Raw genomic sequence first — 19,264 nt, forward strand, 5'->3', positions numbered from 1 at the left:
ATATTCACTTTAGTTACATGCAGCTTTAATACATTTTCATAGTATAGCTTATGCAGTTAGGGTGAGCAATGTCAAAAAATTGACAACTGGTTCGTAAAAAGTCCATACAGGGTGGACAAAGCACAGCTAGCTGCGGTTCCGGTTGGCCATCTGCTGCCAGACAGTGCCCGCGGCCTGCTCACCAGATTCGATGCGCTCTACGGCCATTCTGGCCTGCAGGCTGACTTCAAATTCAGGATCGTCGGCCGCCTTCCGCAGCGCTTCGAGCGCTTCATCGGTGCCTACCTCGTACAAGAACCGGGCGGTACGCCAACGGACCAGCTTGCTGGTATCCTGCAGTGCCTGAATCATTGGACCCGTCGCGGCGGGATCGCCGATGTCGGAGAGGGTGTCGCCGGCCGTGCGGCGCACCGCCGGCGAAGCATCGCGCAAGGCCTCGTACAGCAGCTCCATCGCTTCCGGCGTGCGAAGATCGCCAAGGTAGACGACCGCGAGCCGGCGGAGCTGCATCTGACGATCGCGCAGCGCTTCCGCCAACAGCTGCAGCAGCTCTGGTCCTGGCTGCTGCAGTGCCTCGAGCGCGGCGTAGCGCACATGCCAATCCTCATGCTGCAGCATCTCGCGGATTTCGTCCAAGCTAAGCTTCCGCCGCTGCTCGACAAATTCGGATTCATTGCGGCCGTGTGCGATCGCTTGAGAGACAATCGCCTTTAGCCGCTCCGGCGGATAAGCAGCCCCCAGCTCCTGCTCGACTTCGCGAGCAATGTCGGCCAGCTCGCCATAACGGACGCCGTAATCGGTCAGCTTCCGCTCCTTAATTAACGTAGCGCTGGCGACCTCTGTCACCGCAGAAACGAAACGTTCGGACAAGGAGATCCGCTCCTCGCGGCCGCCTGCTTTGACCCGGATTTGCATCGGGATGCCTCGGAACACCTGTACGAACACTTGCGCTTCTCCGTATCCGGCTGCCTCCCCGTTATCTGGCTGCCATGCCGATTCAACGTCTTCTTGTCCAAATTGCTGCTGTACCTCGGAAAGGATAGCCGCCCAGTCGGCATTCCCTTTCCGGTCCAGCGCTACAAAATCGGCGGTGTGGAACACGCTTTTTACTCCGGATATATGGAGCAGCCCGCGGATCCAGGCTGGGGCGGACCGTTCATTGTCTAGCGTATATGTTTTGCGAATGCCGGGTTCCAGGCTCTCGTCCAAATGAAGCTTCATCGTATTAGGGCTTGGGGTTGGTTCGATAAATACGAGTTTCATAAAAAGTTCACAACTCCTTTCGTATTCATTTTACCTCAACGATCGCAATTTGCCCAAGCTTTATAGTAGAAGCCAATAAGTACATTTGGAGAAATAAGGCATATTCAAAGTGCAATGCGGAATAAAAAGGAAACTGTTGTGGAAACCTATCTTCGAAGGGGGGCGCATATTTTTTTGCATCAGGGCAACCGCCTTTTTTTCATGAAACAGCTAAACTTCGGGCCTTTCATTCATAAGCTGAATGTGTCTATGATTGTTTTGCCGAATTTGGAATTGCCGGGACTAATGTTTTAAAATATAAGAAAAGCTGGAGAGGAGCACCTCGAGAATGCCGAGAACGCGCTACAACAATATTGATAATGTGACCACAGACAAAACGTTGAAGCAGTTCAGACAGTGGCGGGAGGAGCGTCGCAGAAAAAATAAGGATTATTCCTTTGTAATTCCTCATTCGCCGCCGCAGCTCGATTATTTGCGAAAAAATCGCCGGGAGACCTCGATAACCTGGGTCGGACATTCGACTTTTTTGATTCAGTATAAGGGTCTGAATATCGTAACGGACCCGGTTTGGGCCTTACGATTGGGCGTTCAGCGGCGGATTACGGCACCGGGAATCCCTATTGAGGACATACCTAACATAGACGTCATACTAATTTCGCACTCTCATTATGATCATATGCATATCTCATCCATCCGGCGTTTATACGGGCAAGATACACAGATTTTCGTTCCTGTTGGCCTTGGTCAGAAGCTGATCCGTAAAGGATTCAGGCGGACCCATGAACTAAGCTGGTGGGAGCATACACAAATCGGAAGTGTAAAAGTTTCGTTCGTACCGACCCAGCATTGGACGCGCAGAACCTTGTTTGATACGAACACATCCCATTGGGGCGGATATGTGTTGGAGCCGGCGCATGCCAAGGAGGGCGAAAAGCCGCAGGTGATTTATTTTGCCGGGGATAGCGGCTATTTTCGCGGGTTTGCGGAAATTGGCGAGCGTTTCGATATCGATGTAGCGCTGCTGCCAATCGGTGCCTACGAACCTGAGTGGTTCATGACCTCTCAGCATACAACCCCGGAAGAGGCGCTTCAGGCGTTCGTTGATGTCAAAGGAAAGCTCATGGTTCCGATGCATTTCGGTACTTTCCGGCTGGCCGATGACACGGCTCGGGAGGCGTTGGACCGTCTGGAGGCGGAGCGAAAGCGCCGCGGCATTTCCATGGATGCCATACGGGTGCTTCATCATGGGGAGACGCTGCGTCTGCCAAGCTTGCAGGAAGCTCGCAGCCGGGTATAATTAATCTCTCTAACTGATCATCGAGCCAAAACCAGGCGCTGCTAATCAATATGATTGAGCATTCTCCGAAGAATCGTCTCGGCAAACTTCCTTTACCTAGATGATTTTTCGGGGAATTTCGTTTTGCCTCCCACTAGTTTCTACTTCTACCATATAAATAAAGCCTGCCAATGGGTAAAACTAGAGAAAATTCAGTTATCAACTTACAGTGCATTATATGTTATAATGTTTAGCCAGTGATGCGATTTAATAATAAAGGATGGTATGCCTTATATGATTAGTACAAACGGTGTAACGCTCCGCTATGGAAAACGGCCACTATTCGAGGATGTTAATATAAAATTCACGCCCGGCAACTGCTATGGTTTGATCGGTGCGAACGGAGCCGGAAAATCGACGTTTCTGAAAATATTGTCCGGTGAAATCGAGCCGAACCAGGGCGAGGTATTCATGACTCCCGGCGAAAGAATGGCTGTGCTCAAGCAGAACCATTTTGAATATGACGAGTATCCGGTTCTGGAGACCGTTATTATGGGCCACATCAGACTCTACTCTATTATGAAAGAGAAGGATGCTCTTTACGCGAAAGCAGATTTCTCCGAGGAGGACGGCATGCGGGCTGGGGAACTCGAGGGCGAGTTTGCCGAGCTTAACGGCTGGGATGCTGAGCCGGACGCAGCTGCACTCCTGATCGGTCTTGGAATTCCGCGCGATTTGCACGATAAGAAGATGGCGGAGCTTAGCGGCAACGAGAAAGTCCGTGTGCTCTTGGCACAGGCTTTGTTCGGGCGCCCGAACAATTTGCTGCTTGACGAACCTACCAACCACTTGGACTTGGAATCGATTGGGTGGTTGGAAAACTTCCTGATGGATTACGAAGGCACTGTCATCGTGGTATCCCATGACCGGCACTTCCTGAACAAAGTATGTACGCATATTGCGGATATCGATTTCGGAAAAATCCAAATGTATGTCGGCAACTACGACTTCTGGTATGAGTCCAGCCAGCTCGCGTTGCAACTACAACGGGATGCCAACAAGAAGAAGGAAGAGAAAATCAAAGAACTTCAGGCGTTTATTCAACGGTTTTCTGCCAACGCTTCGAAATCGAAGCAGGCGACTTCCCGGAAGAAGCAGCTTGATAAAATCACGCTGGAGGATATTCGTCCATCCAACCGGAAATATCCGTTCCTGCACTTTAAGGCGGAGCGCGAAGCCGGCAAGCAGCTGCTGACGGTCGACGGGTTAACTAAATCGATCGATGGCGATAAAGTGCTGGATAATGTAAGCTTTGTCGTGAACAAAGGGGATAAAATCGCGTTTGTCGGCCCGAACGGATTGCCGAAGACGACGTTATACCAATTGGTGATGGGTGAACTTGAGGCGGATGCAGGAGAATACAGCTGGGGCGTGACGACGTCACAGGCTTATTTTCCAAAAGATAACTCGAGCTACTTCGATGGCGTTGAATTGAATCTGGTCGACTGGCTGCGCCAATATTCAAACGATCAGGATGAGACGTTCCTGCGCGGTTTTTTAGGACGGATGCTGTTCTCCGGAGAGGAAGCCCTGAAGAAAGCGAGCGTGTTGTCCGGGGGCGAGAAGGTGCGCTGCATGCTGGCTAAAATGATGCTTAACGGCGCTAACGTGCTGGTATTAGACGAGCCGACTAACCATCTGGATTTGGAGTCGATTACGGCATTGAACAACGGGTTGATCGATTTTGACGGTACGATTCTGTTCACGTCGCATGACCATCAGTTTATCCAGACGATCGCGAACCGCATTATCGAGATCACGCCGAATGGCATTATCGATCGTGTCATGACTTATGACGAATATCTCGAGAGCGAAGAGATCCAAAACCTGCGGAAGTCGATGTATCCGGAGGAAGACCTCGCTTAGGCATTCGGGATGTCTTTTGGAACAAGGAGCCCTTATTTGCTCGCTTACCTTGAAGCTGGTTAAGGCAAGTAAGTGCAAAAAGTGCAGCTACTCATGCCAAATGCACCGAAACTCAGGCTGCACCCTAACGTGCTGCTCCATAAAAAGGGGGCCTCTCAAAGTCATAACATGACTTTGAGAGGCCCCTTGTTTTTGCGTTTTACGTGTGTGTTCTACGATCCGCCGGTCCGGCGACGTTGATTGTTCGGTTTTTTGTTATTCTGGCTTTTGAGCGCTTTGGTTTGAAGGCTATCCTTCATTCCTGGTTTGCCGGCAGCCTGCTGCTGTTGTTTTTTTTGCTGCAGTTTCTGCCGCATGGCCTCAGCCAAATCGATTTTTCGAGGTTCATTATTATCAGTCACCGATATCATCTCCTTTGGGTGAAAAAAGGGGCTGTCCCTATTTTAAACGTTTTTAAAAGAGCGTACAACGGGAATAATGATAAAGCTGCTTTTGCCACGGGCAACACTGTTTCTCTAGACTTACATGGAGTTTGTTTGCTACGATGAGTAAACGGTTTGAAATTGTTTGTAACACATAGATACATGGGGGAGAAGTCTGGAGGTGCGTGACTTGAATGTTTACGACAACATACGCAAAGGGGAGCGCGGAGCGTGGGTTAGCATTTCCGCTTATTTGCTGCTGTCTGCGTTTAAATTAATTAGCGGCTATTATTTTGCATCGAGCGCTCTATTGGCGGACGGGTTCAACAACTTAACGGATATTGTGGCGTCAGTGGCGGTATTGATCGGCTTGAAAATTTCTCGAAAGCCACCGGATTCCGATCATGCCTACGGACATTTCCGGGCGGAGACGATTGCTGCACTGGTCGCATCGTTTATCATGGCAATGGTGGGTATCCAGGTTATCATCGGAGCAGTTCGTTCTCTGATGGAGGGAGCAAAGAGCGAGCCGGACATTATCTCAGCGGCAATCGCAAGCGTGTGCGCGGTAGCGATGTGGGGAGTCTACTGGTATAATCAGAGATTGGCCAAGCAGATTAACAATCGTGCGCTCATGGCTGCGGCGAAAGATAATTTGTCGGACGCCATGGTCAGCGTGGGGGCAGCAATTGGTATTATCGGAGCTCAGTTCGGCTTGCCGTGGCTGGATATCGTAGCCGCCATTGCGGTTGGTTTATTGATTTGCAAGACAGCCTGGGAAATCTTCCGCGAGTCAACGCATAATTTGACGGACGGGTTCGATGAGAAAGACCTGCGCGATCTTCGCAGCTCCATCGCTCGCATATCCGGTGTTGAGGGAATTAAAGATTTAAAGGCTCGGGTCCACGGAAACCACGTTCTTGTTGACGTTGTTATCGAAGTTAACCCGCATCTGACGGTTACGGAAGGGCATGACATTAGCGACCGGGTTGAGGAACAGATGCGACGGGTGCAAAATGTCATGCATGTTCAAGTTCACGTTGAACCGAAAGAGGAAATTTGATCTCTCCTACAAGTTCAGAATAAGACTTCATTTTTAAAGACCAAAGTTGTTGGATCGAAGTATTGCATCCAGCGACTTTGGTTTTTTTTCTCAATTTATCGGGTGTCGGCAAAATGCAGTTTTTAATTATATAGGAAATAAGACCTTTGTTTGGTGCTTTTTCTAGGTAAATGGATCGAAGAAAAACCTTGTACATATGTGAGAATCGACCGATTTAGACATATTTCGACAAAAGCTATAATGGAGCTAAGTCCTAAGAAAGGAGAATTGAACCAACCATAGGCGGATGACACCAAGAACACCTACAAGGAGGCAACACCTATGAAAAAAAGCATAGTTATAGCATTACTCGGCGCCATTCTTCTCTCTTCCTATACAGCATTGCCAAATCAAGCGGCTGCATCTGCTACAACTGCAGTTCAGTCTGAAACAAAAGGTTTTATTGAAAGCGGAGTTAATTTCCGTGATAAGCCATCTCTTTCGGGTAGGGTCATCGGCTTTTTGAAGAAAGGGTCCGAAGTGATAGTGCTCGCTGAGAGCAATCCTTATTTTTATAAAGTGAAAACTCAAAATGGAACGATCGGATACGTTAGCTCAGCGGACAATTATATATCTGTTACGGCCAGTACCGACGCGCCTGCCGCCCCTGGACAGAGCTTGCCGGCAACTGTCATTTATGGGGTGAATCTGCGCAATTTGCCTTCGACTTCCGGCGATGTCGTGGCTATGCTGCGTCAGGGAACACAGCTGACGATCCTAGAAAAGAGTAATGCCTATTTCTACAAAGTACGAACGACGGACGGTAAGCTGGGATACGTCACTACCGCAGACAAGTACTTGGAGATAGGTGGGCAAGCTGCCGCACCAGCACCTGTACCGGTTCCATCGCCAGCACCTGCGCCCGAAGCAACGCCTGTAAGTCAGCAAATCGAGCAAGTCATTCAAACGGGCATGAAGTATTTGGGTACGCCGTATGAATACAGCTCTGATCGAAATACGACAGCGACGTTCGACTGTTCGGATTTCGTAAGACAAGCCTTTAAAGAAGCTGTGAATTTGGTTCTGCCTGCTGATTCACGTGGACAAGGCGACTGGATAAAAAATAAGGGAACAGCCGTGTACAGCATCAGCAGTCTCAAGCGGGGAGATCTGGTTTTCTTTATGAGCTATAAAGGTTCCTCCGCCTCCGCATATGCAGGAATCGACAAAGCAAATGAACGTATAACGCATGTCGCGATATATTTAGGCAACGGACAACTGTTGCACACGTATTCGACCCAATCCGGAGGAGTTAAAATTTCAAAGCTGGAAGGATCCTGGGTAAACCGCTTCCTGTTTGGGGGCAGTGTTATTCAATAAGATAGGTAGTGAAACCAAGGCGGGAGCGAAAGCTCCCGCCTTTTTGAAGCTATTTACCTTTACCCCGCATCGGCTTGGGTGACCCGTAAGTGGCAAAGTAGCGTCATAGGGGTCCGTTAGGTTGGGAAATACTCGGAGCGAAGTATTCCTCGTTGTTTAATGATGTAGTAAAGTGGGGGGATTCTCGAAGTAGAACAGAAGAGGGAATGGGTATGGGGTGGAAAGTTTACGGCCCGCCTTTAAAGTCGTGTTCTGACCCTATATCCATTCCATAAGAACACGACTTTAACAGCGGGTGGAACCCCATACCCATCCCTCCCATTGCTCCAATGTAGAAGTCAAAGCCGTATCAGAGGACGCCGTCAGGCGTTTTTCTTGCGAGAATCTGAATTATTCACCCGTTCACCATCCCGTAATATTTCGATAAAAACTTAAGCAATCAAGCTGATTAACCATGATGATTAACTTTTTTTCATAGTAAATTAGTGTATAGTTAGGTAAGAAGAAAATGTTACCTTTCAGGGATGCATACAGAAGTACATAAGGACAGAAAGAGAGGAACTTAGATGATCTGGGAGATCAGTGTTGCTTGCATTGCCATAGCCTTTATTGTGCTAGTCATTTTTGTCGTGAAGACGCTTAAGGCGGCAGAACAATCACTGCACAAAACGACGGAAACGCTGCAGGACGTCCAAAAGACCATTGAGGAGCTAAGCTCGGAGGTTAAACAGGTCGTGAGGCAAACGAGTGAGCTTACGGGGGATTTACAGCACAAAATGAAACAAATCGATCCGGTGCTGGAATCCGTTAAAAATGCCGGGGAAATCATCAATGAAGTGACGCTGGCAGCCAAGCAGGTATCCACTGCGCTTGCCGGGAGAATCAAGGGCCGACAGAAAGCGGTCAAAGCCTATCGCTTGAAGTCTAAGCAGGAAGTGCAGAAGGTAGAGGAAGAAGCGCCGGTGGAGCGAAGCGAATCGCAAGGGAGCAGAAAACCGGTAAGATGGGTCAAATGGGTTGATATGGCCGCAGATATGTGGCTTAAGTACCGCGGTTAATTATCGGGCCTTATCATAGGGAATGGGGATTTCTTCCTCATTCCTTTTTGTTGTTTTTAGAGGATTGCTTGGTTGCTTGTCGAAATAAAAAGTGGATGTATTTGCCATAGTCCTATTTTAAGGAGAATTTTATGAGAATCCTAATCGTGGACGATAATCCTACGAATACAATTATTGTTCGGGAGATTTTAAAAAAGGAAAATTACCGCAATACCGTAGTGGTATCTTCGGCCAAGGATATGCTGGAAAGGCTGGGGATCAATAATACAGAGGAGCTGGCGGAAGTCGGTCCCTCCGATATCGATCTGATATTACTGGACATGATGATGCCAGAGATTGACGGCATAGAAGCCTGCCGTATTCTACAGCGCTACGAACAACTAAAGGATATTCCGGTAATCATGGTCACTGCTGTCGGGGACTCCAAGAAGCTTGCTGAGGCGCTCGACGCCGGGGCGGTCGATTATGTAACGAAGCCGATCAATAAAGTAGAGCTGATGGCCAGAATTCGTTTGGCGCTTCGCTTAAAGCTCGAGAAGGACTGGCACCGGAAAAGGGATCAGCGGATTCAGGAGGAATTGAAACTGGCAGCACTGGTCCAAAATGCTGTACTGAGCGCCCCGATCCGTGATCCTCATTTTGAAATTGACGCGATTTATAAACCTTCCTTTGAATTAGCCGGGGATTTGTATTCCTGGTACTCACTCGGTGAGGGGAGATACGGCATCATATTGCTGGATATGATGGGCCATGGCATCTCCTCCTCTTTGTTCTGCATGTTTATTTCCTCTGTTTTGAAGGACACAGTCAACACCTATGTCGAGCCGGAGAAGGTCATTCAGGAATTGAACCGCCGCTTTAACCAGCTGCATATCGAAAGTAAACTGATTCAATACTATTTTACGGCTATTTATTTGGTTGTAGATACGGCATGCAAAAAAATAGATTATGTCAACGCTGGACACCCTCCTGCACTCTTTTACCAGAGCGATGGTTCCATGGTGAAGCTGGACAGGATCAGCCCGCCTGTAGGGGTGTTTGATCAAATCGAGGTTGAGACGCAAACGCTGTACTACAAAGGTGAAGGACATCTTGTCCTTTACACAGACGGTTTAATTGATGCGGCAGAAGGGACATTGACATTGGAGGAACGGCAGGCTTGGCTTATGGCACAACTTCAAGGGTGTGACCATCATTTTGATAAAGAGAAGCTGAGACGACTCTTTTTTGACAAGCACGCTCCCCGTGAGCGAGAGGATGACAAGTGCCTCGTTTGGATCGCTTTGTCCTAGGCAAGCATTGATTCATTGCTGGATATCATGGGTTATGTATTAAGAAAACAAATTTCAGGAGAGAGTATCTATGAATACGAGAAAAAGTGAGAAATTTGTAGCAATTCCTGAGTTGGAAAATGGAGTCCGCACCGTTTATTTGCGCGGGGAACTCGATTTATCCGTAGCGCCTGACTTTCGTCAGGTGATGGAGCCGCTCGCTCTAAACAACGAAACTGATTTAGTAATAAATTTGAAAGAGCTTAAATATATCGACAGCACCGGTATCGGAATTCTGCTGTCCATCCTAAAGGCGAGACAGGGAATGAGCGCTGGTTTTTACGTCAGTGAAGTGCCGGATCAAATCCGAAAATTGTTTGAAATGACCGGGATTGCGAAATTTTTTGCAGAACAGGAGAATTCCCAATAGGAAAGGATCGAATTTCAATGATTGAGGGAGTAGAAAAAATCGTCATCAACTTGCCAGCAACCGCGGAATATGTGGATATAGTAAGGTTGAATTTATATGGCATTGCCTCCAAAATGGGTTTTTCTTATGAGGAAATCGAGGATATGAAGGTAGCCGTTTCCGAAGCCTGCAACAATTCCGTTCTATATGCTTATAAAGAGCCGGGCATGATCGAGGTGACGTTTGAAATATTAAATGATGCTTTGTCCATTACGGTCAGAGATGAAGGGGAGAGCTTTGAACCGTGGGGGGCGTCCGGAGAGCGCGTTACATTGCATGAGAAGGAGCTAAGTGAAGCTCCTATCGGAGGATTGGGATTCTATCTGATGCAGGCGCTGATGGATGATGTGAGTGTGGAGAGTGATGCTGGGCGGGGAACGAAGGTGATGATGACCCGTCGGCTTCAAAATAGCGGGGAGAACGTATGACCGATCAAGTGACTCCCCCCGAGTCCTCTCAAGATTCCATGGAGCTCATAAAGCAGTACCAGCAAACCAATGATAATGAAATCGCGACACAGCTCATACTTAAATATGATCCGATGGTTAAGGTAGCTGCGGCGAAAATAGCCCGAAATCGGCCTGATCTGTACGAGGATCTGTATCAAGTTGGTGAAATGGCCTTAATCCGGCTGCTGCAGCAATATGATTTCGGCATGGGCATTCCATTTGAGCCCTATGCGATGAAAAGCATGATTGGCCATATGAAGAATTATTTACGGGACAAGTCCTGGTACATTCAGGTTCCACGCAGAATAAAAGAAAAAGGCGGATTAGTACAGCAGGCGATAGATGAACTAACCGTGAGACTGGAACGCTCGCCGGATGTCAAGGAGATTGCCGCTTACTTGGAGCTTTCAATTGAGGAGACGGTAGAAGTGCTCGCCGGGCGGGAATGCTACCATTATGTATCGTTGGACTCGCCGTTGTCCCAGGATGAAAGCGCCGCTACCTTAGGTGAATTGATTAGTTCGGAAGATAATGATTATGAGCTTATTGAGAAACGAATGGACCTGCAGCAGGCTCTTCAGCAGCTTCAGTTACAGGAGCAGCAAGTTTTGCTGTTAGCCTTTCAGGAGGGACAGTCCCAGAGAGCTATTGCACAAAAGCTTGGGATGTCGCAGATGAGCGTTTCACGGATTCAAAAGCGGGCGACCCAAAAATTGAAACAGATTATGAATCAGTTGAATTCAAATTAAATTATAAAGAAACGCTGCCTTGTTGGGTTGAGGCAGCGTTTTTTGTCTGGACAGTCGTTAGTTAAGCGTGAAGCAAGCTGCTCATTCTAAGGGGTCTGGCTTAAATCCGTCGTCCAGTTCCTCCGGCTTTATAGCAAGCTCCTCCATGTCCTCTCCTAGGTGAATTAGGTCCTCCATATCGTTCACCATTGAACCGTTTTCCGCCTCAGCGATGTCTTTATGCTTAGGAGCTCTTTGAGCGGCGCGTATCTGTTTGGCGACATAAAGCTCCTGCTTCTCTTCGGGCGTAGACATTCGGCAAAAACCTCCCTTCTCGAAAGAATCAGGGCTAGTTTGCCGTGAATAGTCTGATATCATGTAAAGAGTTCTCAAATAACACAGCGATTAATAGGATATCTAGCGGGTTCTATAGCCTTTACTCGGCCACTGTACTATACTTTAGTGATGGAATCCGGATGAAGGGAAGTAGTAAAAAATGGATAATATGCTGGTTAAGGAATTCCGCGGGGGGTTACTGGAATGTGCTCACTTCGGACATATTTGCATCGTCAATGAGGAAGGAAAGATCGTGAAGCAGGTAGGTGATCCGCATACGGTTATCTTCACGCGTTCTTCAGCTAAACCGTTTCAGGCGATTCCGGGAATTCGGGCGGGAATTAAGGAGGCATACGGGTTAAGTGATGCAGAAATTGCTGTCATGGTTGCCTCGCATCGAGCTGAAGAGGACCATGTGGGAGCTTTGGAGCATCTACTGCAAAAGGCTGGCCTCATGGAGGATAGCCTGGTTTGTGCGCCAAGTCTGCCGCTCAACGAAGCAGCGAAAGAAAACCTGCTGCGCAGAGGGGGAATGCCCAGACGGCTGTATCATAACTGTGCCGGCAAGCATTTAGGGGTGCAGGCCTACTGTAAATTAAAAGGGTATCCGTTAGCGAGCTACAATCATCCCGAGCACCCTGTGCAGCAAGAGATACTCTCCACCTTATCCACGCTTGCGGATTATCCGCAGGATAAAATTTCACTTGGAACGGACGGCTGTGGTTTCCCTGTTTTTGCTTTGCCTTTGTCCGCTTTAGCGACGGCGTATGTAAAGCTGGCTTGTCCGGATCTGATCAAAGACCCTGCTACAACTCAAGCGGTAACAACGATTACAAGCGCGATGAACAGCTACCCTCACTTGGTCGCAGGCACTGGAATCGTGGATTCTATTTTGCTGGGAGATTCCAATATTGTGGCCAAAGGTGGCTTTAAAGGAGTATATGCGTTTGCTTTACGGAAGGAACGCCTGGCGATCACCTTTAAAGTGCTGGATGGATCGGAAGAAGAGTGGGGTATGATTGTACTTGCGATTTTAGAGCAGCTGGGGTACGAAAATGAAGAAACGCTCCGTAAGCTCCGGAGCGCATTTCCAATGACGATAACAAATGATGAGGGCTGGAATGTAGGAAGCTCTGAAACAGTCTTCACCCTTGAAGCTCCACAAAACGCCTAAGGGCGGATTATGATTTGGTCCGTAATCTACCAAGCTCCTGGGCCAGTGCTTCGACTTCCGATATACTGAGGCGCTCCTTGCTCATCACGATATCGTATACGTCGCGGATATCATCATACTGATCAATATGGAAGGCAGAAGCCGACATGGCGGCACCGGAGGCCATTCTTAGTTTTGTTTTAATCGCTTCAATCATATATTCTACATTGGCTTGGCTCTTTATTGATAAATCCATAGCTTTCATCCTTCCCGGGATTGTTTGTAGCTATTGTACCATGCTTAGGGGTTGTTCATGAAGTTTTGCGGACGGCAGGCGGGATGCGTTACAATCAGGTTACATAAATCTGGAGGGGGGCGATCGATGTTAATGGAAGATGGGAAGGAGTGGCCAGCAGCCGGCGTAGAACGGAAAAAGCTGAACGGCTATGAACTGGCCGATTTTTTTCTGAATATCCGTCAAAAACATATACGGGATAACGTCACCTTCTTGTGCATTGGCACGGACCGCTCTACCGGAGACGCGCTTGGTCCGCTCGTGGGGACCAAACTTGTACAATTAGGATTTACTAATGTCGTCGGTACGCTTAAGGAACCTTGCGATGCAGTGAATTTAGAGGCACGAATGACGATCATCCCCCAGGGACAGGTCATTGTAGCTATCGATGCCTGTTTGGGGACGTCCGGATCAGTGGGCTTTTATCTAGTATCCGGAGAGCCTTTGCAACCAGCACAGTCGGTGGGCGGCAGTCTTCCGGCGGTGGGACATTACAGCGTGGCAGCTGTCGTAAACGTCAAAGGGCCGAAACCATATTGGACGCTGCAGATGACGTCACTGTACAAAGTGATGCAAATGGCGGATGAAATTGCGGATGCCGTAGCATCTGCGTTCGGAAAAGAATAAATTTATGAACGAAAGAAGGAAGCGCTATGGACAAGATAACGGTTAACGGATCAACGATCGCCTACGAACAACAGGGACAGGGCGAAACTGTAGTTTTGCTGCATGGCTTTTGCGGCAGCTCTGCATACTGGGAGAAGGTTCAGCCGCTGCTTGCCGGACAATACCGGGTCATCGCCCCTGATCTTAGGGGACATGGCTCCACGGATGCTCCGCTTGGCTCATATACAATTGAACAAATGGCCGATGATGTCGCAGGACTGCTTGAAGCCTTAAACATACCAGAGTATACTCTGCTCGGACATTCGATGGGCGGTTATGTGACATTGTCCTTGGCTCAGCGTTATGCCTCCCGTCTTAACGGATTCGGGTTAGTTCATTCCACAGCCTATCCGGACAGTGAGGAAGTCAAGGAAAAGCGGCTGCAAGCCGTATCAGCGATCCGCGCCGAAGGAATCACTTCATTTGTGGACGGGCTTGTACCTGGCTTGTTTGCAGCGGATGCATTAGAAAAGCATAAGGCAGATTTGGATCGTGTGAAGGAAATTGGGTATCGAACACCACCTCAAGGTGCGGCGGGAGCGGCGATGGCGATGCGTGCACGGGTTGACCGGCGAGATGTGCTGGCGGAAGCGACGCTCCCTCTGCTGCTGGTAGCCGGGGAGAACGATCCGATCTTTCCTATGGAACGATTGTTTACGGTCGATGGACCCAATGTCACTAAGGCGGTAATTAAAGGGGCTGGGCATATGAGTATGTTTGAAGCCCCGGAACAGCTTTCGGCCGTGATTCACGATTTTCTGCATAAGATTTCATCGACTTCTGAGCAATCTTAAGTTTAATCAATAATTAATTCGCATAAAGGACCTGAAACCGGAGATTCGAAAAGAAGCTCCGGTTTCAAGCATTCAGAAGAAGACGGCATTATGGGGACAAGCTCTGGCTAGAAAGGAGTGGGCTAAGACATGCTGCGAAGAGATTACCTCGTTCGGATGATTGAAGAAATGACGGAAATAATAGGGAAAGTGTTTGGACTTAAGCAGCAAAAAAAATATATCGAAGCCCTATGGGAGCTGGATGATCTGTACAAAGGGCAGTTCCGTCTCAGCTCGCAGCTCCTGGGTACACTCTCTGCGAAGGATATCGTCAAATTGTTTCAAAACGGTGGAGAGCTCGAGTCCAATAAGCTGCAAAGCCTTGCCAAGCTGTTAAAGGAAGAAGGGGAAGTATATATTGCTTCTGGCGAATCTGATGAAGGATTGTCGCGTTGGATGAAATCACTGCATCTGTATTTGGAGGCCTCTCTAAATGGCGCGGATCGTTCGCTGTGGGATTGGGAACAACGAATTCGGGAGCTGCAGCTGGAGCTGAAGGAATATCGTCTTCCCGGGGACACGGAAATGCTGATCCTGCGTTTTGAGGAGCGGGAAGGAAGATATGATCTGGCGGAAAATGCTCTTTATCGGCTGCTCCATGACAAGGAGATACCTAAAGAGGAGGCGCAGGCATTCTATATTAGGCTGCTTGCGCTTACGCCCGCGCAGCTTGAGGAGGGAGGGCTTCCTCTCGAGGAAGTCAAGGAAGGGCTACAGGAGCTGGAGAGCTATTTTTAAGGACAGACGGCAACGTGTGTGATTCTTCCCGTGATAGCGGAAGGTTGGCCGGATTTTACGGCTTCAGGGTCATTTTATTTAGGAAAGGCAGCTGTGTTAGCTATGGAATCGCTTCAGAATTTATTGCGCCAATTGGCGGAACAAAGATCGCTCATAACGGCGACGATCAGCGGACGGCGGAAGCCGGGGCAAACGGAATTTGAAAAAATTCAAATCAAACCGGTGGCACTAAAAAACGGTCTTCATTACCAATTTGCGTTTCATTACAGTAACAAGGTTATTCATCAGAACGTACCGGAGTCTTCGTTTGAAATGGAACTGATGAAGGTATTTCCGGAATTCCGTCAGGGATTATTATGTACGGCGGATGCGGATTATCAAGTCTTGATCAGCAAAAAGCTCAAGGTAACCATCTTGAAAAAAACGCCATCCCGTAAGTCGGTGGATACCCTCTCTCATAATCGGCAGAAGCAGTATGTGCTCGAGGAGGGTACTCCAGTGCCTTTTCTAGTCGAACTGGGCATCATGAATGCGGAAGGGAAGGTTCTTACCAAAAAGTACGACAAGTTCAAGCAGATCAATCGCTTTTTGGAAATGGTGCAGGATGTCCTCCCTCATTTGCCGTCTGATCGGCCGCTGACGATCGTTGATTTTGGCTGCGGCAAATCCTACCTTACGTTCGCGCTGTATCATTATTTGTCGGTACAGCAGCAAAGAAAGCTGAATGTTGTCGGCCTTGACCTCAAGGCGGATGTCATCGAACACTGCGGAACGCTGGCGAGAAATTTGCAGTATCAGGATTTGCGGTTCCTTGTCGGCGATATTGCCGATTATGACGAATTGAGCCAGGTGGACATGGTCGTCACCCTGCACGCCTGCGATACAGCGACGGATGCCGCCTTGGAAAAGGCGATTCGCTGGAATGCTTCGGTCATTTTGTCGGTGCCATGCTGTCAGCATGAGCTGTTTAATCAGGTGCAGAGTCCGGTGCTGGAACCTCTCCTGAGCCATGGAATATTAAAGGAGCGTTTCTCGGCGCTGGCCACGGATGCCATCCGCGCCAAACTGCTCGATCTGATGGGTTACAAAACGCAGCTGCTGGAATTCATCGATATGGAGCATACACCAAAGAACATTCTTATTCGGGCAGTAAAGTCCACGGGTGGAGATAAGGCCGCTTTATGGCGGGAATACACGGCATTTCGTGATTTTCTGAATGCCTCGCCATATTTGGAGCGAGCCTGCCGGGATCTGCTGCCAACTGGCGCCGAATCATAAAGTTTGAAGCATATGAGAGAAGTCAACACTATGGGTGTTGGCTTTTTTTGTTAAGTATGTCCGGTGCTTGACCTTTAAGTGTACTTTGTACATTTATTTTTCACGTTTACGATGCATTCAAGAAAATAAATGTAAAAAGTACAGCTAAAAGAGGCGGGAGGGTCGACAGTCAGGAAATGGACTATTATTAAATGCAATATTTACATCTATTACTAAAAAATGAGGGATATCCGTGATATTAGATGTACTAAATGCATTTAGTTCCCCGTGGGGACTGGAAATGAACTGAACAGAGTGTAATGGACATGAGCAAAACTGGGAAGGGCACGTCATGAGAGTGCTATGACTCTATATCAAAGACTGTTGTTGAGAGTAGATTATGGGGGGCTAAGATGGGCGGCGAGGCGAAAAGGATATGGCTAGCTGCGGCAGCCGGAGGAACACTATTGGCGGTATGCCTGCTTCAAGGTATGTTTTATATGGATACGCCAGGCTCGCTGATGCTCGTTTCGATGTGGCTTGTCCTTGCGGCGATTGCGGCTCTTAAGTTTGTGGTTCGGGGGCTGCCGCCCATGTTTTATATGGGGGATATGGGGCGCAGTCCGTTTATGCTGCTCCTCGGACCATTTTTGCTGGCCGCTTTGTATGGCGTTCATCTGCAGTTTAGTCCTTTATCCATACAGGCAACGCTGGAGGCGTGGCTTAGATGGACGTTTTATGGCGTCTTTGGGGTCGCTTTTTTAGCGATCTCCAATTATGAGCATGGCCAAAAATGGCTCAGGGCTTGCTGGGGGATCGGGGGCGGATTGTTGGCCTTGTCTGCACTGGCTGCTGTTTACGGCTTGCTTCCTTTGCCTGAGGCGATACTTCGAACGGAAGACCCCGAGATCACTGCGTCAGGTGCGAGGTTGGGTGGCCTGCTGCAGTACCCGAACACATTTGGCGCCGTTATGGCGGCCTTTGCGCTGGAACGCCTGGTCGCGCTCGCCCGTTATGTTCCTTCGAATTTGGAAGGGGCAGGGAAATGGCGCGCCTACCGAGCAGGCGCTGCGGTTTTGCTCTTTGGCTTGTGCCTGCTGTTGTCCGAGTCACGCGGGGCTTATGCCGCCGCGTCAGTCGGCTGGGCAGCGGGCCTATGGCCGCGCCGGGAGAGGCGCCTGCGCCGCTGCTGCGTGAAGCAGCGGCAGAGGGCGGCGGCACGGCACGTACCGGTGCCGTCGCCGACAAGCCCGCAGGCGCGCCCGTAGAAACGGCGCGCTCTGCGGCGAACGCGGTGCTGTCCCATGGCGGCGCGGAGGAGCCCGCAGTAGCCGCAAGCTCCGTTCCCGGAGCAGTTGCGCATGCCGCTAGCTCCTCCTCCGTCACCGGAAGCGGGACAGCACACGAAACGCTAAAAAGCCTGCTGCTGCAGGTCGTCGCAGCAGATGATCTGCCAGCACCGCTTCAGGAAGCGGCGCGGCAGCTTGTGCAGCAGCTGACCGGACAACAGCTGCTGTTAAATACCGACCGAACCACGCCGTTTGCGCAGGTGACCATGTTTTTGCCGTTTATCGGTCCAGACGGAACGCAAACCGCCTCCGTGCATATCGAATCCCGGCGAGGACGTAAAGGCGAGCTTGACCCCGCTAACTGCCGGCTGTGGTTTGACCTGCAAATGAAAACGCTGGGAGAAATTATGGTGGATGTACAGGTTGCCGACAAGAAGGTACTACTCAAGATCTACAGCGAACAGGAAGCGACCGGGGCTTTTTTGGAATCCCGGCAGGACGAAATCGGCGAAGCGCTAGAAAAGACAGGGTACCGTCTGCTCTACATGAAGTCGAAACCGCTTATTCCTAAGATAGATCCGGAGGCTGGAAGCGGAGAAACCCATTTCAGCCAGCCTCTGTCATATGCTCCAACTCCGTATAAAGGAGTGGACTACCGCGTATGAGTGAGAAGCCGAAAGACACTTCACTCGCTTTAAAAAAAGCAGTAGCTCTCAAATATGATCCAGGTCAAGGAGAAGCTCCGGTCGTCGCCGCCAAAGGGAGCGGGCTGCTTGCCGAAAAAATTTTGGAAACAGCCAAGGAGCACGGCATTCCTGTACAGGAAGATGCTGCACTTGTGGAGGTATTATCCAAGCTGGATTTGGACCAGCATATCCCAGCGGAATTGTATGACCTTGTTGCCGAAATACTTACCTTTATATACCGATCGGACAAACTGGCGGAAAGAGGGCTCTTGCTTGAGAAATTTAAAGTTGAGTAAACCGGACATCAACCAGAAGCAAAAGGATAGACGCAAGGAGAGAGGGAGAAGAGCCGAGCAGCTCGCATGTGATTATTTGCTCGAGCAGGGCTATTCTATCCAGGAGCGGAACTGGCGCTGTCGATCAGGGGAAATCGATCTGATCGCTGCGCACGGTGAACTGACTGTGATCATCGAAGTACGCAGCCGCAGTCGTGGGGCCGCAGCCTTCGGCACACCTGCTGAGTCCATTACGGCCCGTAAAATCAAACAGGTGCGCGACACCGCTGCCGTATACCTTTATCAAACGGGAAAACCCGAGGCGAATATTCGCTTTGACGTGGTGGCGGTGACGTTTGGAGTTGGTGATGAATACACCTTTGAACATATTCAGGGCGCTTTTTAAGACATGATGTCTTACAGCTTGACAATTCATTTGAAAGCTTCTAAAA

21 protein-coding genes are annotated in these 19,264 nt (G+C 49.3%); 17 read left to right on the forward strand and 4 right to left on the reverse strand.

Going from position 1 to position 19,264, the window contains the following annotated elements; translation table 11 throughout:
• Positions 1-126: 126 nt before the first annotated feature.
• Complete coding sequence (locus tag ACFQ3W_RS12725; protein ID WP_379319602.1) at positions 127-1,263, reverse strand: virulence factor; 1,137 nt, start codon at positions 1,261-1,263, stop codon at positions 127-129.
• A 328-nt stretch (positions 1,264-1,591) separates the two neighbouring features.
• Between ACFQ3W_RS12725 and ACFQ3W_RS12730 the strand changes: the two genes are divergently transcribed.
• Together ACFQ3W_RS12730 and ACFQ3W_RS12735 are read left to right on the forward strand one after the other, a co-directional pair.
• Positions 1,592-2,560, forward strand: a complete 969-nt coding sequence (locus ACFQ3W_RS12730; protein WP_379319603.1) for an MBL fold metallo-hydrolase — start codon at positions 1,592-1,594, stop codon at positions 2,558-2,560.
• Positions 2,561-2,833: 273 nt separating this feature from the next.
• Complete coding sequence (locus ACFQ3W_RS12735) at positions 2,834-4,465, forward strand: ABC-F family ATP-binding cassette domain-containing protein (RefSeq protein ID WP_379319604.1); 1,632 nt, start codon at positions 2,834-2,836, stop codon at positions 4,463-4,465.
• Positions 4,466-4,677: 212 nt separating this feature from the next.
• Here ACFQ3W_RS12735 and ACFQ3W_RS12740 read toward each other — a convergent pair whose 3' ends face one another.
• The gene (locus ACFQ3W_RS12740) at positions 4,678-4,866 is read right to left on the reverse strand and encodes a hypothetical protein (protein WP_379319605.1); all 189 of its coding nucleotides are present in this window, start codon (positions 4,864-4,866) and stop codon (positions 4,678-4,680) included.
• A 211-nt stretch (positions 4,867-5,077) separates the two neighbouring features.
• Here ACFQ3W_RS12740 and ACFQ3W_RS12745 point away from each other — a divergent pair, with 211 nt between their 5' ends.
• From ACFQ3W_RS12745 to ACFQ3W_RS12775, 7 genes are all read left to right on the forward strand, one after another.
• On the forward strand, positions 5,078-5,950 hold the full coding sequence (locus ACFQ3W_RS12745; protein WP_379319757.1) for a cation diffusion facilitator family transporter: 873 nt from the start codon (positions 5,078-5,080) through the stop codon (positions 5,948-5,950).
• 321 nt (positions 5,951-6,271) lie between these two features.
• Positions 6,272-7,309, forward strand: coding sequence for a C40 family peptidase (locus ACFQ3W_RS12750; protein ID WP_379319606.1), 1,038 nt, complete (start codon positions 6,272-6,274; stop codon positions 7,307-7,309).
• Positions 7,310-7,875: 566 nt separating this feature from the next.
• Positions 7,876-8,367, forward strand: a complete 492-nt coding sequence (locus ACFQ3W_RS12755; protein ID WP_379319607.1) for a DUF948 domain-containing protein — start codon at positions 7,876-7,878, stop codon at positions 8,365-8,367.
• Positions 8,368-8,498: 131 nt separating this feature from the next.
• Entirely contained in the window at positions 8,499-9,659 is a 1,161-nt protein-coding gene (locus ACFQ3W_RS12760) for a SpoIIE family protein phosphatase (protein WP_379319608.1), read from the forward strand.
• A 70-nt stretch (positions 9,660-9,729) separates the two neighbouring features.
• Positions 9,730-10,068 carry an STAS domain-containing protein gene (locus tag ACFQ3W_RS12765; RefSeq protein ID WP_379319609.1) on the forward strand — a complete coding sequence of 113 codons (339 nt, stop codon included), beginning with the start codon at positions 9,730-9,732 and terminating at the stop codon, positions 10,066-10,068.
• A 17-nt stretch (positions 10,069-10,085) separates the two neighbouring features.
• Positions 10,086-10,535: an anti-sigma B factor RsbW gene (gene rsbW, locus ACFQ3W_RS12770; RefSeq protein ID WP_379319610.1), complete on the forward strand. Its 450-nt coding sequence runs from the start codon at positions 10,086-10,088 to the stop codon at positions 10,533-10,535.
• Positions 10,532-11,305, forward strand: a complete 774-nt coding sequence (locus tag ACFQ3W_RS12775; RefSeq protein ID WP_379319611.1) for a sigma-70 family RNA polymerase sigma factor — start codon at positions 10,532-10,534, stop codon at positions 11,303-11,305. The genes rsbW and ACFQ3W_RS12775 overlap by 4 nt, the downstream gene beginning before the upstream one ends.
• Positions 11,306-11,386: 81 nt before the next feature.
• Here the strand turns inward: ACFQ3W_RS12775 and ACFQ3W_RS12780 are convergent, their stop codons facing one another.
• Complete coding sequence (locus ACFQ3W_RS12780) at positions 11,387-11,599, reverse strand: hypothetical protein (protein ID WP_379319612.1); 213 nt, start codon at positions 11,597-11,599, stop codon at positions 11,387-11,389.
• A 181-nt stretch (positions 11,600-11,780) separates the two neighbouring features.
• Here ACFQ3W_RS12780 and ACFQ3W_RS12785 point away from each other — a divergent pair, with 181 nt between their 5' ends.
• A complete protein-coding gene (locus tag ACFQ3W_RS12785; protein ID WP_379319613.1) occupies positions 11,781-12,794 on the forward strand; it encodes an asparaginase in 1,014 nt (337 codons plus the stop codon).
• Positions 12,795-12,801: 7 nt separating this feature from the next.
• On the opposite strand, the gene ACFQ3W_RS12790 is transcribed toward ACFQ3W_RS12785, so the two are convergent.
• Entirely contained in the window at positions 12,802-13,029 is a 228-nt protein-coding gene (locus ACFQ3W_RS12790) for a DUF1128 domain-containing protein (RefSeq protein ID WP_379319614.1), read from the reverse strand.
• A 132-nt stretch (positions 13,030-13,161) separates the two neighbouring features.
• On the opposite strand from ACFQ3W_RS12790, the gene yyaC reads away from it, so the two are divergent.
• The 7 genes from yyaC (at position 13,162) to ACFQ3W_RS12825 (ending at position 19,218) form a co-directional block, all read left to right on the forward strand.
• Entirely contained in the window at positions 13,162-13,695 is a 534-nt protein-coding gene (gene yyaC / locus ACFQ3W_RS12795) for a spore protease YyaC (RefSeq protein WP_379319758.1), read from the forward strand.
• Positions 13,696-13,721: 26 nt separating this feature from the next.
• Positions 13,722-14,528 carry an alpha/beta fold hydrolase gene (locus ACFQ3W_RS12800; protein ID WP_379319615.1) on the forward strand — a complete coding sequence of 269 codons (807 nt, stop codon included), beginning with the start codon at positions 13,722-13,724 and terminating at the stop codon, positions 14,526-14,528.
• A 129-nt stretch (positions 14,529-14,657) separates the two neighbouring features.
• Complete coding sequence (locus ACFQ3W_RS12805) at positions 14,658-15,305, forward strand: DUF6483 family protein (RefSeq protein ID WP_379319616.1); 648 nt, start codon at positions 14,658-14,660, stop codon at positions 15,303-15,305.
• A gap of 102 nt (positions 15,306-15,407) precedes the next feature.
• The gene (locus ACFQ3W_RS12810) at positions 15,408-16,583 is read left to right on the forward strand and encodes a class I SAM-dependent methyltransferase (RefSeq protein WP_379319759.1); all 1,176 of its coding nucleotides are present in this window, start codon (positions 15,408-15,410) and stop codon (positions 16,581-16,583) included.
• 1,069 nt (positions 16,584-17,652) lie between these two features.
• Positions 17,653-18,516, forward strand: a complete 864-nt coding sequence (gene fliK / locus ACFQ3W_RS12815; RefSeq protein WP_379319617.1) for a flagellar hook-length control protein FliK — start codon at positions 17,653-17,655, stop codon at positions 18,514-18,516.
• A complete protein-coding gene (locus ACFQ3W_RS12820) occupies positions 18,513-18,833 on the forward strand; it encodes an EscU/YscU/HrcU family type III secretion system export apparatus switch protein (RefSeq protein ID WP_379319618.1) in 321 nt (106 codons plus the stop codon). The genes fliK and ACFQ3W_RS12820 overlap by 4 nt, the downstream gene beginning before the upstream one ends.
• Positions 18,811-19,218, forward strand: coding sequence for a YraN family protein (locus ACFQ3W_RS12825; protein WP_379319619.1), 408 nt, complete (start codon positions 18,811-18,813; stop codon positions 19,216-19,218). The genes ACFQ3W_RS12820 and ACFQ3W_RS12825 overlap by 23 nt, the downstream gene beginning before the upstream one ends.
• The last annotated feature ends 46 nt before the right edge of the window (positions 19,219-19,264 follow it).

Origin of the sequence: Paenibacillus puldeungensis (assembly GCF_042678945.1) — a bacterium.
Classification (GTDB): Bacteria; Bacillota; Bacilli; order Paenibacillales; family Paenibacillaceae; genus Fontibacillus; species Fontibacillus puldeungensis.